16 protein-coding genes and 1 riboswitch are annotated in these 15,409 nt (G+C 60.1%); of the genes, 12 read left to right on the forward strand and 4 right to left on the reverse strand.

Annotation, left to right across the window (positions count from 1 at the left end; genetic code table 11):
- The first annotated feature begins 93 nt into the window (after positions 1 to 93).
- From N434_RS05540 to N434_RS05580, 9 genes are all read left to right on the forward strand, one after another.
- A complete protein-coding gene (locus N434_RS05540) occupies positions 94 to 1,659 on the forward strand; it encodes a sugar ABC transporter ATP-binding protein (protein ID WP_065114418.1) in 1,566 nt (521 codons plus the stop codon).
- Positions 1,660 to 1,667: 8 nt separating this feature from the next.
- Positions 1,668 to 2,690, forward strand: coding sequence for an ABC transporter permease (locus N434_RS05545; protein WP_065114417.1), 1,023 nt, complete (start codon positions 1,668 to 1,670; stop codon positions 2,688 to 2,690).
- Between the two features lie 76 nt (positions 2,691 to 2,766).
- Positions 2,767 to 3,708, forward strand: a complete 942-nt coding sequence (locus N434_RS05550) for an ABC transporter substrate-binding protein (RefSeq protein WP_065114416.1) — start codon at positions 2,767 to 2,769, stop codon at positions 3,706 to 3,708.
- Positions 3,709 to 3,773: 65 nt separating this feature from the next.
- Positions 3,774 to 4,787: an aldo/keto reductase gene (locus tag N434_RS05555; protein ID WP_110756565.1), complete on the forward strand. Its 1,014-nt coding sequence runs from the start codon at positions 3,774 to 3,776 to the stop codon at positions 4,785 to 4,787.
- A 4-nt stretch (positions 4,788 to 4,791) separates the two neighbouring features.
- Entirely contained in the window at positions 4,792 to 5,613 is an 822-nt protein-coding gene (locus N434_RS05560) for an amidohydrolase family protein (protein ID WP_110756567.1), read from the forward strand.
- A 3-nt stretch (positions 5,614 to 5,616) separates the two neighbouring features.
- The gene (locus N434_RS05565; protein WP_110756568.1) at positions 5,617 to 6,627 is read left to right on the forward strand and encodes a zinc-binding alcohol dehydrogenase family protein; all 1,011 of its coding nucleotides are present in this window, start codon (positions 5,617 to 5,619) and stop codon (positions 6,625 to 6,627) included.
- Entirely contained in the window at positions 6,624 to 7,757 is a 1,134-nt protein-coding gene (locus tag N434_RS05570; protein WP_110756570.1) for a mannitol dehydrogenase family protein, read from the forward strand. The genes N434_RS05565 and N434_RS05570 overlap by 4 nt, the downstream gene beginning before the upstream one ends.
- Before the next feature lie 11 nt (positions 7,758 to 7,768).
- On the forward strand, positions 7,769 to 8,098 hold the full coding sequence (locus N434_RS05575; protein WP_065114411.1) for an L-rhamnose mutarotase: 330 nt from the start codon (positions 7,769 to 7,771) through the stop codon (positions 8,096 to 8,098).
- Between the two features lie 36 nt (positions 8,099 to 8,134).
- Positions 8,135 to 9,412: an L-fuconate dehydratase gene (locus N434_RS05580; protein ID WP_065114410.1), complete on the forward strand. Its 1,278-nt coding sequence runs from the start codon at positions 8,135 to 8,137 to the stop codon at positions 9,410 to 9,412.
- Here N434_RS05580 and cobD read toward each other — a convergent pair.
- Positions 9,394 to 10,440: a threonine-phosphate decarboxylase CobD gene (gene cobD, locus N434_RS05585; RefSeq protein WP_110756571.1), complete on the reverse strand. Its 1,047-nt coding sequence runs from the start codon at positions 10,438 to 10,440 to the stop codon at positions 9,394 to 9,396. The two genes, N434_RS05580 and cobD, sit on opposite strands and share 19 nt — an antisense overlap.
- Between cobD and cbiB the strand changes: the two genes are divergently transcribed.
- A complete protein-coding gene (gene cbiB, locus N434_RS05590) occupies positions 10,439 to 11,404 on the forward strand; it encodes an adenosylcobinamide-phosphate synthase CbiB (RefSeq protein ID WP_110756573.1) in 966 nt (321 codons plus the stop codon). The two genes, cobD and cbiB, sit on opposite strands and share 2 nt — an antisense overlap.
- Here cbiB and N434_RS05595 read toward each other — a convergent pair.
- The 3 genes from N434_RS05595 to N434_RS25710 form a co-directional block, all read right to left on the reverse strand.
- Positions 11,391 to 12,848 (reverse strand): cobyric acid synthase, encoded by a 1,458-nt coding sequence (locus N434_RS05595; RefSeq protein WP_110756575.1) that lies wholly within the window; start codon positions 12,846 to 12,848, stop codon positions 11,391 to 11,393. The genes cbiB and N434_RS05595 overlap by 14 nt on opposite strands.
- Position 12,849: 1 nt before the next feature.
- Complete coding sequence (gene cobO / locus N434_RS05600; protein ID WP_065114406.1) at positions 12,850 to 13,467, reverse strand: cob(I)yrinic acid a,c-diamide adenosyltransferase; 618 nt, start codon at positions 13,465 to 13,467, stop codon at positions 12,850 to 12,852.
- A gap of 134 nt (positions 13,468 to 13,601) precedes the next feature.
- A riboswitch (cobalamin riboswitch) is annotated at positions 13,602 to 13,821 on the forward strand.
- Between the two features lie 21 nt (positions 13,822 to 13,842).
- On the reverse strand, positions 13,843 to 14,001 hold the full coding sequence (locus N434_RS25710) for a hypothetical protein (protein WP_181423903.1): 159 nt from the start codon (positions 13,999 to 14,001) through the stop codon (positions 13,843 to 13,845).
- On the opposite strand from N434_RS25710, the gene N434_RS05605 reads away from it, so the two are divergent.
- Both N434_RS05605 and cobW read left to right on the forward strand, forming a co-directional pair.
- Complete coding sequence (locus N434_RS05605; protein ID WP_110756577.1) at positions 13,944 to 14,369, forward strand: DUF1636 family protein; 426 nt, start codon at positions 13,944 to 13,946, stop codon at positions 14,367 to 14,369. The genes N434_RS25710 and N434_RS05605 overlap by 58 nt on opposite strands.
- Positions 14,366 to 15,403 (forward strand): cobalamin biosynthesis protein CobW, encoded by a 1,038-nt coding sequence (gene cobW, locus N434_RS05610; protein ID WP_065114404.1) that lies wholly within the window; start codon positions 14,366 to 14,368, stop codon positions 15,401 to 15,403. Before N434_RS05605 ends, cobW begins: the two co-directional genes overlap by 4 nt.
- Positions 15,404 to 15,409: the final 6 nt, after the last annotated feature.

Below are 15,409 nucleotides of genomic sequence, written 5' to 3' on the forward strand. Positions count from 1 at the left end.
CCTAATTGGCTTGACCATTCTTCAAAACCGGCCTAACCATTTGGCCTGTTCATGACCCCCGGTGGGGCGGGGAGTGCGGGTGGAGGTTTTCTGATGTCGCAGGGCGCATCGACAATTCGGGGCGAATTTTCGCCTGGGGAGATGGCGCGCGCGGAGCGTTTGGTCCTTCTGCGTCTCGAAAACATCAGCAAGGAATTTCCAGGCGTCAAGGCGCTGTCGAATGTGCATTTCGATCTGCGCAGCGGCGAAGTGCATGCGGTCTGCGGTGAGAATGGCGCGGGAAAATCGACGCTGATGAAAATTATCAGTGGCGTCTATCAGCCGAGCGACGGCACCATCCTGCACAAGGGCGTGAAGGTGCAATATGCATCGCCGCTGGAATCCGAAGCCGCCGGCATCGCCATCATTCACCAGGAACTCAACCTCGTTCCGCATCTTTCCGTTGCCGAAAACATCTATCTTGCGCGCGAGCCGCGCCGCGGTTTCCTCGTCGACCGCAAAAAGCTGCGGCTTGACGCCAAGCGCTGTCTCGACCGGCTGGGTGTCGATATCGACCCCGACCAGATCGTGCGTGGCCTCTCGGTCGCGCAATGTCAGATGGTGGAAATCGCCAAGGCGCTCTCTCTTGACGCCGAAGTGCTCATCATGGACGAGCCGACCTCCTCGCTGACCGAGCAGGAAACGCGGCTCCTGTTCAAGGTCATCCGTGATCTCAAGGCATCCGGTGTCGGCATTGTCTATATTTCCCATCGTCTGGATGAAATGGCCGAAATCGTCGACCGGGTGACGGTTCTGCGTGATGGACGTTATATTTCGACCGACGATTTCGCTTCGATCACTGTCGATGACATCGTCACGCGCATGGTCGGGCGTTCGCTGGAAGACAAGTTCCCCGAACGCACGTCCCGCCCGACGGATGACATCATCTTCTCGGTTGAAGGCCTGACGCGCAGCGGCGTGTTCCACGATGTCGGTTTTTCGCTGCGGCGCGGTGAAATCCTCGGTTTTGCCGGGCTGATGGGCGCCGGCCGCACCGAAGTCGCCCGGGCCATCTTCGGCGCCGATCCGCTTGATGCGGGCAAGATCGTTTTCAACGGGCGCGAACTTTCCATCAGCTCGCCGCAGGACGCTATCCGGGAGGGCATTGCCTATCTCTCGGAGGACCGCAAAAGCGATGGTCTTGCGATCAAGATGTCGGTTGCGGCCAATACCACGCTTGCCAATCTCGGCGAGGTTTCCAACCGCTTCGGCCTGATCGATTTCAAGAAGCATGACGACGTTGCGAAGCGCTACGTCGATCTCCTGAATATCCGCACCCCCTCGATCGAACAGACGGTGCGGCTGCTTTCGGGCGGCAATCAGCAGAAAATCATCATCGGCAAATGGCTGTTCCGGCAGTCGCGCGTGCTGTTCTTCGATGAGCCGACACGTGGCATCGATGTCGGCGCGAAATTCGCGATCTACAAGATCATGGACGAACTGGCCGCGCAGGGTATCGGTGTCATTCTCATCAGCTCGGAACTGCCGGAAATTCTCGGGCTGACGGACCGTATCGCCGTTTTCCATCAGGGCCGTATCACGGGCGTGCTCGAAACCGCCAAGACCAATCAGGAAGAAATCATGCGGTATGCGTCCGGTTACGGCCGGGCCGCGCAGTGAGGAACGACATGGCCAATATTGCAGAACCCAAGAAGAGCTTTGCTGTCAGCGACCGCCAGAAGGACATTATCCAGAAATTTGCCGCACTTGGCAGCCTCTTTGCGCTTGTCGCGGTCTTCTCCGCAACCAGCAGCGCTTTCTTCACCGTCAATAATGGCATGACGATCGCGTTGCAGGTCACGTCCATCGCGCTTCTCGGCATTGGCGCAACCTGTGTCATCATCACCGGTGGCATCGATCTTTCCGTCGGCTCGGTGCTGGCGCTTGCCGGCGTCGTTGCGGCGCTTGCGGTGAAGGAACTCGGCATGCCGGTGCCGGTCGGCATGTTGCTCGGCATTCTGACGGGGTCGCTCTGCGGCCTCATCAACGGCCTTCTGGTCACCCGTTTCAAGCTGCCACCCTTTATCGCCACCCTGGGCATGATGCTGATCGCCCGTGGCGTGGCGCTGCAGATCACGGGTGCACGCGCTGTTTCAGGTCTTGGCGAGTCCTTCGGTGAACTCGGCAATGGCGCTCTTTTCCGCATCGTCAATATCGGTGACGATGGCTTTCCGAATGTGGTGTTTCCCGGTATCCCCTACCCCGTCATCCTGATGGTGGTGATTGCGCTTGCGGTTTCCTTCATGCTCAACCGCTCGATCCTCGGCCGTCACATCTATGCTGTCGGCTCCAATGCGGATGCCGCGCGTCTTTCTGGTGTCAATGTCGCCCGTGTTACCAATTTCACCTACATCCTGTCCGGCACGCTCGCCGGCCTGACGGGCTGCGTGCTGATGTCGCGCCTCGTCACCGCCCAGCCGAATGAAGGTGTGATGTATGAGCTGGATGCGATTGCCAGCGCGGTTATCGGCGGTACGTCCCTCATCGGCGGCGTGGGCACGATTTCCGGCACGGCCATCGGTGCCTTCGTCATCGGCATCCTGCGCAACGGTCTCAACATGAACGGCGTCTCCGCCTTCACGCAACAGATCATCATCGGCCTCGTCATTCTGGTCACCGTCTGGATCGACCAGCTGCGCAACCGCCGCTGATCAAGGGCCTGCGGACCCTTTCCGCAAAAAAGATCGGCAAGGGGAGGCCCGGTATGCCGACATCACGGAGGAAGAAATGAAGAAAATTGCGACTGCCCTTCTGACATCCGCAATCGCGCTGTGGAGCGTTTCCACCGTGCAGGCCGGCGAAATCGCCGTCATCGTCAAGACCGTCAATTCCACCTTCTGGCAGAACGTCCAGAAGGGCGCCGATGCGGCGATGAAGAACTCTTCCGGCAACACCATGACCTTCCAGGGTCCGGCAGCCGAATCCGCGATCGCCGACCAGGTCAACATGGTTGAAAACGCCATCAACCGTAAGGTTGCGGGTATCGTTCTTGCTCCTTCCGATCCGGACGCGCTGGTGCCTGCCGTCAAGAAGGCCTGGGAAGCCCGTATTCCCGTGGTGCTGATCGACTCGCAGCTGGCGAGCGGCTCGGAGCAATATTACCAGTCGTTCCTCGCGACCGATAACAAGAAAGCCGGCGAACTGGCCGCACAGGCGCTGATCGACAAGGTGGGCAAGGAAGGCAAGATCGCCGTCATGTCCTATGTCGCCGGTGCCGGTTCGGAAATCGGCCGCGTTGGCGGTTTTACCGATTACATCCAGATGAACTCCAACCTGAAGATCGTCGGCCCGTTCTATTCGCAGTCGCAGATGGCGACCGCGCTGAACCAGACCACCGACGTTCTGGCCGCCAATTCCGACCTCAAGGGCATTTTCGGCGCCAATGAGCCGACCGCAATCGGCGTCGGCCGTGCGCTTGCCCAGAGCGGCAAGGCCGGCAAGGTCGTCGCCATCGGCTTCGATGGCAATCAGGACCTTCAGGGCTTCGTCAAGGATGGCACGCTGGCCGGCATCGTGGTTCAGGGTTCCTATCAGATGGGTGAAAAGGGCGTGGAGACCATTTCCAAGCTCATCAACAAGGAAAAGGTCGAGAAGTTCGTCGATACCGGCGTCGTTGTTGTCACCAAGGACAATATCGAGAAGCCGGAAGCCAAGAACGTCCTTTACTGATTGCGTGATGGCGCGCCGCTGTGCGGCGGCGCGTCCTTCCAAAGACAAGCTGGAAAGTCCCTGCGATGAAAGTCTCCGATACACGTAAATTGCCGCGCCGCGCCGTTGATGTCACGGTCATGGGCCTCGGTTGTGCCCAGATGGGCAATCTCTACCGGGTCACGCCCTATGAGGAATCCAAAGGCGCGTTCGACAAGGCGTGGGAAAGCGGCATGCGTTATTTCGATACCGCGCCTTTTTACGGCTATACGCGGTCGGAGCGTCGTCTCGGCACCATGGTGACCGAGCATGAGCGGGGTGACTATACGCTCAGCACCAAGGTCGGCCGTGTGATGGTTCCAGATGAAACCGTCGGACCGGAGGAGGACGCCTATATTGCGCCGCTGCCCTTCCGCCCGGTCTATGATTATTCCTATGACGGTATCCTGCGGTCCTTCGAAGCAAGCCAGCAGCGGCTTGGTGTTTTGAAGCCGGATATCCTTTATGTGCATGATATCGGCTCCTATACTCACGGCGAAAAGCATCAGCATTTTTGGGAGCAGCTGACCACCGGCGGCGGTTTCCGGGCGCTTGGCAAGCTGCGTGAGGAAGGATCGACGGGCGCCGTTGGTCTCGGCGTCAATGAGTGGCAGATCGTCAACGATGCCATGGATGTCTTCGATATCGATGTCGCCATGCTTGCCGGACGTTATACGCTTCTGGAACAGCAGAGCCTTACCTTCATGAACCGCTGCGCGGAAAGCGGCGTTGGCATCGTCGTTGCCGGGGCATTCAATTCGGGCATTCTGGCCGGCAACCGCAAGTTCAACTATGCCGATGCGCCTGCCGATATCCTCACCCGCGTCGATGCGCTGCAGGGCGTGTGCGAGGAGCTGGGCGTGTCGCTGCAGGCGGCCGCGCTGCAATTTCCGCTGGCGCATCCGGCTTCGGTCACGGTCGTGTCCGGCGCGCGCAATGCACAGCAGCTTGCCTCCAATATCGAATGGTTCGAGCAGTCGATCCCGGATGAATTCTGGTCCGAGCTGCACAGGCGTGGCCTGATTGCCGAAGGTGCGCCCGTGCCGGTCGGAGAGGCTTGAGGCAATGTTCATAGACGCCCACCAGCATTTCTGGTTGATGAAGGATCGCACCGGCCAATGGCCGCCGCCATCGCTTGCCGCCATCTACAGGGACTTTCTTCCGGCCGATCTGTCGCCGTTGCTGGCCGCTGCCGGGGTTTCCGGCACGGTGCTGGTGCAGACGATGGAGACCGCGGCTGACACAGATTTCATGCTGGAGCTGGCGGAAAAGACCGATTTTATCAAGGGCGTGGTCGGCTGGGTCGACATGAAGTCTTGCGATGCCGTGGCGGAAATCGGCCGCCGGGCAAAACACCCGGCCTTCAAGGGTGTGCGCCCCATGTTGCAGGGCATGGAGGATGTCGCCTGGATAGACGATCCGGCACTCGGTCCTGCCGTGGAAGCGCTGGTGCAACATGGGCTGGTGTTCGATGCGCTGGTTTTGCCGCCCAATCTGCCGCATCTCCTGTCTTTCGCCCGCCGCCATCCGCAATTGCCCGTTGTCATCGATCATGGTGCAAAGCCGTTGATCGCCACTGGCCACTACAGGGACTGGCGCAGCGACATGGCCGCTTTGGCGGCTCTGCCCAATCTCTATTGCAAGCTTTCGGGTTTGTTGACCGAGCGTGGCGAGCAGCGGCCGGAAGCGGTACGGCCTTATGCCGAAACCATTCTGGAACTGTTCGGCGCAAACCGCGTGATTTTCGGTAGCGACTGGCCGGTGTTGCGCCTGGCGGGCGATTATCAGGGCTGGCTGGATTTTTGCCGCGATATCGTGCCGGCGGAAGACCATGCGGCAGTTTTCGGCGGCAACGCCATCCGTTTTTATTCCCTTTCCGACAGGTGATGCATGCTGGCGATTTTCTGTGACACCCCCGGTCAACTCACCGCCAAGGACCTGCCCAAGCCTGTGCGCGGTGAAGGTGAAGTACTGGTGCGCGTTCGCCGCATCGGCGTCTGCGGTACGGATCTGCACATCTTCACTGGCAACCAGCCCTATCTTTCCTATCCGCGCATCATGGGCCACGAGCTTTCCGGCACGGTTGAAGAAGCGCCGGAAGATAGCCATCTTTCCGCTGGCGACGTGGTCACTGTCATTCCCTATATCTCCTGCGGCAAATGCAGCGCCTGCCTGAAGGGCAAGAGCAATTGCTGCCGCAATATCGGTGTGCTCGGCGTTCACCGTGATGGCGGCATGGTCGAATATCTGAGCGTGCCGCAGCAATTCGTGCTGAAGGCGGAGGGGCTGAGCCTCGACCAGGCGGCGATGACCGAATTTCTGGCCATCGGCGCGCACGCGGTGCGCCGTGGCGTAGTCGAAAAGGGGCAGAAGGTCCTGATCGTCGGCGCCGGCCCGATTGGCATGGCGGTTGCGGTGTTCGCGGTCCTCGATGGCGGCGAAGTGACCATGATCGATGGGCGCACAGACCGGCTGGATTTCTGCAAAAAGCATCTCGGTGTTGCCCATACGGTGGCGCTCGGAGAGGGCGACGGGGATCGCCTTTCCGAAATCACCGATGGCGATTTCTTTGATGCGGTCTTTGATGCGACCGGCAATCCGAAGGCCATGGAGCGGGGGTTCTCCTTTGTTGGCCATGGTGGTTCCTATGTATTGGTATCCATCGTCGCCAGCGATATCGGCTTCAACGATCCGGAATTCCACAAGCGCGAAACGACGCTGCTTGGCAGCCGCAATGCTACGCCTGAGGATTTCGAGCGCGTTTTGCAGGCGCTGCGGGAAGGCAAGGTACCGGAAGCGCTGATTACCCACCGCATGACGCTTGCCGATGTACCCACCAAATTCGCCGGACTGACCGATCCGAAAGCCGGAGTCATCAAGGGCATGGTGGAGGTCGCATGACGTTCAATACGCCCATTCTGCAATTCGGCACCAGCCGCTTTCTTCTGGCGCATGCGGACTTGTTCGTTTCGCAGGCGCTGGATAAAGGCGAGGCTCTCGGACGCATCGCCATTGTCCAGACTACCGGCAATGCCGAGAGCCTGAAGCGTGTTGCCGCGCTGAATAGCGGCATGCCCTATCCTGTGCGCATTCGCGGCATTCGCGATGGGCAGGAAGTGGACGAGGAAATTCCGGGTAAGGCTGCCGCGCGGGCGCTGACCGCTGCAACCGACTGGGCCGAGGTGCGGCGTCTCGCCTGTGTGGCCAAGGTCATTCTGTCCAACACGGGCGATCGCGGTTATGAGCTGGATTCCACTGACGGGCCAAGCCTTGCAGCCGACTTCACAGTGGTTCCGAAAAGCTTTCCGGCCAAGCTGTGCATGTTGCTGCTGGAGCGCTTCACGACCAATCCGGAAGCGCCTTTGTCGATCTTCCCCTGCGAGCTTGTGCCGCGGAATGGCGAGCGGCTGAAGCAGATCATTCGCCAGCTTGCAGATGAATGGCAATTGCCGGCGGGTTTTGCCTTTTATCTGAATGAGAAGTGCCGTTTCGCCAACAGTCTGGTGGATCGTATCGTCTCCGAGCCGATCGATCCGGTTGGTGCTGTGGCAGAACCCTATGCACTCTGGGCGATCGAGAGCCAAGAGGGGCTTGTCCTTCCCTGCACCCACCCTGCCGTGGTGCTGACGGACGATCTCGATCACTATGAAAAGCTGAAACTTTTCCTGCTCAATCTCGGCCATTCCTATCTGGCGGAACGCTGGTTGCAGGATGCGCGTGCGAAGGACGAGACGGTGCGGCAGGCAATGGCCGACGACGCCCTCGTTGCGGATCTGGAAACACTCTGGCGAGACGAGGTTCTGCCGGTCTTTGTTGCGGAAGGCATGGGAGATGAGGCTGAGGCCTATATCGCTGTGTTGCGCGAACGTTTGCGTAATCCTTTTCTCGCGCACCGGCTCGCAGATATCGCCGGCAATCACGATGAAAAGAAGCGTCGTCGATTTACCCCGATCATCGCTGCTGCAGAACGGCTGGGATTGAACCTGCCGCAACACGGGCTGCGCGCGGCGCTCGCCACCATCAAGCAATAACGGAGTTTTTCATGCAGCGCATGGGCATGGTCATAGGCGTCAAACCGGAGATGATCGCAGAATATAAAAGGCTGCATGCGGCCGTCTGGCCGGAAGTTCTGGCGCTCATCAGCGACTCCAACATCCGTAACTATACGATCTTCCTGCGCGAGCCGGAGAATCTGCTCTTTGGCTATTGGGAATATCATGGCAGCGATTTCAGCGCCGACATGGCGAAGATAGCCGCAAGCCCCAAGAACCAGGAATGGTGGTCTTTCACCATTCCCTGTCAGCAACCGCTCGAAAGCCGGAAGGAAGGCGAGTGGTGGGCAATGATGGAAGAAACCTTCCACCACGACTGAACGATTTCCTTTGACACTGACCGCGAGTGACCGGCCATGACCAAAATTACTGATCTGCGTGTTTTCGACCTGCGTTTTCCCACATCCCAGAGCCTTGACGGTTCGGATGCGATGAACCCCGATCCGGATTATTCGGCGGCTTACGTCATTCTCGACACCGACGAGCCGGGCCTGAAGGGCCATGGCCTGACCTTCACCATCGGCCGCGGCAACGACATCTGCTGCATGGCCATTGAAGCGATGCGTCATCTGGTGGTCGGCACCGATCTCGCCACCGTCACCGAGAACCCCGGCAAATATTGGCGGCATCTGACGAGTGACAGCCAGCTGCGCTGGATCGGACCGGACAAGGGCGCGATGCATCTCGCCACCGGCGCCGTCGTTAATGCGGTCTGGGATCTGCTCGCCAAGAAGGCGGGCAAGCCGGTGTGGCAGCTTGTTGCCGATATGAGCCCGGAAGAAATCGCCGATATTGTCGATTACCGTTATCTGACCGATGTGCTGACCCGCGACGACGCTCTCGCGATCCTGAGACAAGCCGAGAGCGGCAAGAAGGAGCGTATCGAGACGCTGAAGAACGAGGGTTATGCCTGCTACACGACGTCAGCAGGATGGCTCGGTTATGACGATGCCAAGCTGCGCCGTCTTTGCCAGGAAGCCATCGATGCCGGTTTCAACCATGTGAAGATGAAGGTCGGCCGTGATCTGGAGGACGACATTCGCCGTCTCACCATCGCCCGCGAAGTGATCGGCCCCGACCGTTACCTGATGATCGATGCCAACCAGGTATGGGAAGTGGATCAGGCAATCGACTGGGTCAAGAAGCTCGCCTTCGCCAAGCCTTTCTTCATCGAGGAGCCAACCAGCCCTGACGATGTCGCCGGCCATCGCAAGATCCGTGCTGCCATCGGCCCGGTGAAGGTGGCGACCGGGGAAATGTGCCAGAACCGTATCATGTTCAAGCAGTTTATCGCCGAAGGTGCGATTGACGTGGTGCAGATCGATAGCTGCCGCATGGGGGGCCTCAACGAAGTGCTGGCGGTTCTGCTGATCGCCGCCAAATACAATCTGCCGGTCTGGCCGCATGCCGGTGGCGTCGGCCTTTGCGAATATGTGCAGCATCTGTCGATGATCGACTATCTGGTGGTGTCAGGCACGAAGGAAGGCCGCGTGATCGAATATGTCGACCACCTGCACGAACATTTCATCGAGCCCTGCGATATTCGCAATGCCGCTTACATGCCGCCGAAGCTGCCGGGCTTCTCCATCGAAATGAAGCCGGAATCGATCGAGACCTACACTTTCGAGGGATGATTAAAAGATGACAGCGCTTCATCGAGGCGCTGCCATTCCGCTTCGCTGCCGGGAAGGCCAAAACGCATGTCGTTCGGCCTTTCATCGAAAATGCGAACCAGAATACCGCGCCTGCCGAGATGGCCGAAGAGTTCGCCGGCCCGATGGTCCCGCACCAGCGTAAACAGGGATGCGCCGCCGGCAATTTTCAGCCTTGTTTTTTCCAGCAGAGCATTCATGCGCCGGGCTTCCTGCGAAAGCCGCAGGCGCATGGATGATTGCCATTCCCTGTCCGCCAGAGCTTCAGCCGCTATGTGCAGCGCCGGGCCGGAAATGGCCCACGGACCAAGCCTTGCTTCGAGTTCGGCGGCGACATCAGGATGCGCAATCGCGAAACCCAACCGCACGCCCGCCATGCCGTAGAATTTGCCGAAGGATCGCAAGACTACCAGCGCGTTCTGATCGGTGGCGTTTGCGAGGGTTTCGGCGTGACCTGTTTCGATAAAAGCTTCATCCACGACGAGCAGGCCGTCCTTGCGGCACATGAATCCGGCCAGCGAGAGCAGGCTTTCGCGATCAGCCACACGACCATCCGGATTGTTGGGATTGACCACCACGGCATAATCGTAAGCCGACAGGTCGTGAATATTCTCCACCTCCGTCATTGTCAGCCCGGCCATGCGGGCGGTGCGCGCATGTTCGGCATAGGCGGGCGAAAGCACGGCGCCGTTCTTGGCACCCCGGACAAGCGCAATCTGCGCCAGCAGCGGCATCAGCATCTGGGTGCCGGGAGACAGCGCCACATGCCGGGCGGAAGGCGCGCCGAAATGCGCTGCCGCCAGCTGTTTCAGTTCTTCGGCGGCACCAGGTTCCGGCAGGCGGGCGAAGGCGCTGGCGGGAACGGGCGAATGCGGATAGGAGTGTGGGTTGATCCCGGTCGAAAGGTCGATCCATGGTTCAGGTGCGTCAGGAAACATCAGACGCGCCTTGCCGAGATTGCCGCCGTGACGGATCGCAGCCTGCGCCTTTTCTGATACTGTCTCGCCCATGTTCTTTGCTCTCGCTTTCCTGTCGCTCGTGATCGAACGCCTGACCGGTTATCCGGACTGGTTGTTCAACCGTATCGGCCATCCCGTCACCTGGATCGGTTCGCTTATCGCGCTGCTGGACAAAAAATGGAACCGGGAGAGTGCATCATTTTCGCAGCGCAAGGCGGCGGGTGTGTGGGCACTCGTTGTTATTCTCGGGCTGACGGCGATCCTCGCATGGTTTGCGCAATCAGCTTTGCTACTCCTGCCTTTCGGCCTTCTGGCTGTGGCAATCCTCGGTGCGTCTCTCCCGGCACAGAAAAGCCTGGAGCAGCATGTGGAGGCTGTCGCTGCGGCCTTGGAGCGCGATGGGGTGGACGGTGGCCGCAGGGCGGTATCGATGATCGTCGGCCGCGATCCGCAAAAGCTGGATGAGGCGGCGATCTGCCGGGCGGCGATTGAAAGTCTTGCCGAAAATTTTTCCGATGGCATTGTCGCGCCTGCCCTTTGGCTCGGCCTGCTGGGCCTGCCGGGCGGCGCGGCCTACAAGGCGATCAATACGGCCGACAGCATGATCGGCCATCGGTCACCACGCCATGAGGCTTTCGGCTGGGCCTCGGCGCGGCTGGACGATCTGGTCAATCTGCCGGCCTCGAGGCTCAGCGGCGGTCTTTTTGTGATTGCGGCCTTCTTCGTGAAAGGCGCATCGCCCAAAGGGGCCATTGCCGCGATCCGTCGCGATGCGCGCCACCACCGTTCTCCCAATGCCGGCTGGCCGGAGGCGGCGCTTGCCGGCGCGCTCGGTTTTGCGCTTGCCGGGCCGCGTTCCTATGGCGGGCAGATGATCGAGGCGCGTTTCATGGGTGAAGGCGGAAGGGCGACGCTCGTTGCTGGTGATATTCGCACGGCACTTCAGCTGGCACGGATCGCCGACGGGTTGCTGATCGGCCTGTTTGGTCTTCTGGCAATCCTCATCGCGCTATAGCAAGCAGCCTGTCGAGATCGAGATGCTGCTCCATGTGTGCGGCAAGACGATCAAGGACGGCCTCCACCTGCGCATCATAATTCAGTTCCGAACGCTGGCCGCCAAGCCGCTTCAGCCAGGCGCTGCGCTGGTGATCATCCGCGAAAAGACCGTGAATATAGGTGCCGAAGACGCGGCCGTCCGGCGATAACGCTCCATCGGCATGTCCGTTGACTATCGAAAACGGCTGGCTGTTTCCAGCGCTTCTGGTTTCACCGACATGCATTTCATAGCCGGATAAATCAACGCCATCGAAAGTCGCTCCGCTCACGGAGACCAGTCGCTTGTCTCCGGTCAGAACCGTGTCGACATCCAGCAGACCAAGCCCGGCAACCGTCGCCGGCGGTCCTTCGATGCCCTCGGGATCGGCAACGGTTTTTCCAAGCATCTGGTATCCGCCGCAAAGCCCGAGAACATAACCGCCGCGCCGGGCATGGGCCTTTATATCGATATCGAGACCCGCATCTTTGAGCACGGCGAGATCGGCGATGGTGGATTTCGAGCCGCAAAGCAGCACCAGCCGGCAATCGGCTGGAATTGTCTCGCCCGGCCGTATGCGGATCAGCTCCACATCCGGTTCCATGTCGAGGGGATCGAGATCATCGAAATTGGAAATATGCGGCAGGATTGGCACGGCGACGCGGATTTTTGCACCGGCTTTTTGCTGTGCCGGGCCGGATAGTCCGAGCGCATCCTCTGCGGGCAGTTTCGCGGCGTCGGAAAAATGCGGCAGAAGCCCTATGGAAGCCCAGCCGGTCTTTTCCGCAATCATCCGCATGCCATCGGAAAACAGTGCGGGATCGCCGCGAAAACGGTTGACGATGAAGCCCGCGATCATTGTCGCATCATCGTTTTCGAGCACGGTTTTGGTGCCGACAAGGCTGGCGATGACGCCGCCCCGGTCGATATCGCCGATCAGGATGACGGGGGCATCGGCTGCGCGGGCGAAACCCATATTGGCGATGTCATTGGCGCGCAGGTTGATTTCAGACGCGCTGCCCGCCCCTTCCACCAGCACCAGATCGGCCTGTTGTTTCAGGTGTTCAAAGCTCTCCAGCACGCGCGGCATCAGCCCGGCCTTCATATGCTGATAATCGGCCGCTCTGGCATTGCCGACGATCTTGCCCTGCACCACCACCTGTGCGCCGGTTTCGCTCTGGGGTTTCAGGAGTACCGGGTTCATGTGAACCGAGAGCGGTACACCCGCCGCCCGTGCCTGCAACGCCTGCGCACGGCCGATCTCGCCGCCATCGGCGGTCACCGCCGCGTTGTTAGACATGTTCTGTGGCTTGAACGGCATGACGGACAGGCCGCGCCGGGTGAAGGCCCGGGCAAGGCCAGCCACCATCAGCGATTTGCCGACATCCGAGCCGGTTCCCTGAAACATCAGCACCCGCGCGGTCATGTCAGAATTCTATCCCGGCCTGCGCCTTCACACCCGCCTTGAAGTGATGTTTCACCAGCGTCATCTCCGTCACCATATCGGCGGCGTCGATCAGTGGTTGCTTGGCATTGCGACCGGTGACGATGACATGCAGATCGGGCCTGCGACTGGACAGGGTTTCAACGACGTCTTCCAGCGGCAGGTAGTCGTAACGTAGCGCGATGTTCAGTTCGTCGAGGATCAGGAGGCCGATGGTTTCGTCGGCCATCAGGGCCTTGGCTTCTTCCCAGGCCTTCGTGGCTGCGGCAACATCGCGCTTCAGATCCTGCGTGTCCCACGTGAAACCCTCGCCCATGGTGCGCCAGACAACCTTGTCGCCGAACAGCGTCAGGGCCTGCTGTTCGCCCGTCGACCATGCGCCCTTGATGAACTGCACGACGCCGACCCGCCGCCCGGTGCCGAGCATGCGTAGCGCAAGGCCGAAAGCAGCCGTGGACTTGCCCTTGCCGGGGCCGGTATTGACCATCAGCAGGCCTTTTTCGATGGTTTTTGCCGCGACTTCGGCATCCTGTACCGTCTTGCGGTTGACCATTTTCTGCCGGTGGCGTTCGGCTTCGCTGTCGCTGATGTCGCGTGTCATCGCATGTTCCTTCTTATCCAGCTGCGCGGGAACCGGTGTGCCCGCCATTCGGAGCGGCGACTATACCCAATTTGCCGCACCCGGCAATGTGCCGGCCGCAGGCCCCCGGCATTGACCCTTACGTCCGTTCGGCCTAAGGGTAACGAACTGACGGTCTTTTCCCGGCAACGGGAAAAGCTAAGAGGGAACACGGTTCCACCCGGAAAATGGGTTACTCCGTGGCTGCCCCCGCAACTGTAAGCGGTAAGCCCGCACCGTAAAGCCACTGGACCTTTGAAGATGGGTTCGGGAAGGCGGTGTCCGGGTGTTGATCGAGCCGCAAGCCAGGAGACCTGCCGTTTCAGGAAAAAACGTCTGCCGGGCGGGGTGCTCCGGTCAGTCGGTCAGATCGAACAGCCGGTTTGCGCCTGTCCGCGTGCCGTTTTCGATATCCGCACCCCCGAATATTTTTTTAATGGCGCGGGAAGCGGGACGGTTTGGATATTTCAGCGACATCTGCAGGCGCAGGCGGAAACACACAGGATGAAACAGCATCCGGCGTGACTGTCTTCGTTTGCCGAAGCTGTCGCGATGACGCCGATCCGAATGCCGAACCGCGTCCCGGTTCGCGTCTTGCCGATGCCACCATCGCGAAGGCGGAGGAATTCGGAATTGCCGTCCGTTCCGTCAATTGCCTCGCCAATTGCAAGCGTGGCCTCAGCGCCGTTCTGCGCAGCGCCGATGGCTGGTCCTATGTGTTCGGCGGCCTGACACCCGGTGACGCTGAAGACCTGCTGACTGGCGCAAGGCTGCTGGCCGCCGCCCCCGATGGCCTGATGCCCTGGCGCGGCCGCCCCGAACCGTTAAAGCGCGGCATGGTGGCGCGCATTCCCCCATTCGATTTTACCGAGGAGAGATTATGAGCACCCTTCTGGACCGCGTTCCCTGCACCATCGTCACCGGCTTTCTGGGGGCCGGAAAAACCACGCTGCTGCGCGGCCTGCTCGAAAAGCTGGATGGCAAGCGGCTCGCCATCATCGTCAATGAATTCGGCGATATCGGCATCGATGGCGAAATTCTCAAGGGCTGCGGTATTGAAAGCTGCCCGGAAGAAAACATCGTCGAACTGGCCAATGGCTGCATCTGCTGCACGGTGGCGGATGATTTCCAGCCCGCTATCGAACAAATCCTTAGCCGCCAGCCGAAGGTGGAGCATATCCTCATCGAAACGTCGGGTCTCGCCCTGCCGAAGCCGCTGGTGCAGGCCTTCCAGTGGCCGGCGATCAAGAGCCGCGTGACGGTGGATGCCGTGGTGGCCGTGGTGGATGGCGCAGCCCTTGCCGAGGGACAGGTTGCCCACGATATGGAAGCACTTGCCGCCCAGCGGGCCAATGACGAGGCGCTCGATCACGATGATCCGGTAGAGGAAGTTTTCGAGGATCAGGTCGCCTGCGCCGATCTTATCGTGCTGACCAAGGCCGATCTTCTTGACGATGCCGGTCTCGAGAAGGCGAAGGCTCATGTGCTCGAACACCTGCCAAGGGCGGCGAAGATCGTTGTCGCGTCGAATGGCGCCATCGATCCTGCCGTGCTGATCGGCCTTGGCCTTGCGGTGGAAGAGGATATCGAAAACCGCCGTACCCATCACGATGGCGCGTTCGACCATGAACACGACGATTTCGACAGCTTCGTCATCGACCTGCCGGCCGTGAGCGACCCGGAGGCGCTGGCAGCCCGCATCGCCGAGACGGCGGCTGCGGAAAATGTCCTGCGCATCAAGGGTTTCATCGAAGTTTCCGCAAAGCCGATGCGCCTGCAGGTGCAGGCTGTCGGCAGCCGCGTCAATCATTATTATGACCGCCCATGGGCGGCGGGTGAGGAACGCCGCAGCCGGCTCGTTATCATTGGTGAAAAGGGCATCAACCGCGAAAAGATCGAGCAGATGCTGGCCGCCTGACCGCTA

It is taken from the genome of Rhizobium sp. UGM030330-04, assembly GCF_003208455.1.
Lineage (GTDB): Bacteria > Pseudomonadota > Alphaproteobacteria > Rhizobiales > Rhizobiaceae > Agrobacterium > Agrobacterium rhizogenes_A.

Bases quoted from the DNA above. Each gene is read 5' to 3' on its own strand.
- N434_RS05540 (WP_065114418.1), top strand. From the start codon at position 94: ATGTCGCAGGGCGCATCGACAATTCGGGGCGAATTTTCGCCTGGGGAG.
- N434_RS05545 (WP_065114417.1), top strand. From the start codon at position 1,668: ATGGCCAATATTGCAGAACCCAAGAAGAGCTTTGCTGTCAGCGACCGC.
- N434_RS05550 (WP_065114416.1), top strand. From the start codon at position 2,767: ATGAAGAAAATTGCGACTGCCCTTCTGACATCCGCAATCGCGCTGTGG.
- N434_RS05555 (WP_110756565.1), top strand. From the start codon at position 3,774: ATGAAAGTCTCCGATACACGTAAATTGCCGCGCCGCGCCGTTGATGTC.
- N434_RS05560 (WP_110756567.1), top strand. From the start codon at position 4,792: ATGTTCATAGACGCCCACCAGCATTTCTGGTTGATGAAGGATCGCACC.
- N434_RS05565 (WP_110756568.1), top strand. From the start codon at position 5,617: ATGCTGGCGATTTTCTGTGACACCCCCGGTCAACTCACCGCCAAGGAC.
- N434_RS05570 (WP_110756570.1), top strand. From the start codon at position 6,624: ATGACGTTCAATACGCCCATTCTGCAATTCGGCACCAGCCGCTTTCTT.
- N434_RS05575 (WP_065114411.1), top strand. From the start codon at position 7,769: ATGCAGCGCATGGGCATGGTCATAGGCGTCAAACCGGAGATGATCGCA.
- N434_RS05580 (WP_065114410.1), top strand. From the start codon at position 8,135: ATGACCAAAATTACTGATCTGCGTGTTTTCGACCTGCGTTTTCCCACA.
- cbiB (WP_110756573.1), top strand. From the start codon at position 10,439: ATGTTCTTTGCTCTCGCTTTCCTGTCGCTCGTGATCGAACGCCTGACC.
- cobD (WP_110756571.1), bottom strand. From the start codon at position 10,440: ATGGGCGAGACAGTATCAGAAAAGGCGCAGGCTGCGATCCGTCACGGC.
- N434_RS05595 (WP_110756575.1), bottom strand. From the start codon at position 12,848: ATGACCGCGCGGGTGCTGATGTTTCAGGGAACCGGCTCGGATGTCGGC.
- cobO (WP_065114406.1), bottom strand. From the start codon at position 13,467: ATGACACGCGACATCAGCGACAGCGAAGCCGAACGCCACCGGCAGAAA.
- N434_RS25710 (WP_181423903.1), bottom strand. From the start codon at position 14,001: ATGCTGTTTCATCCTGTGTGTTTCCGCCTGCGCCTGCAGATGTCGCTG.
- cobW (WP_065114404.1), top strand. From the start codon at position 14,366: ATGAGCACCCTTCTGGACCGCGTTCCCTGCACCATCGTCACCGGCTTT.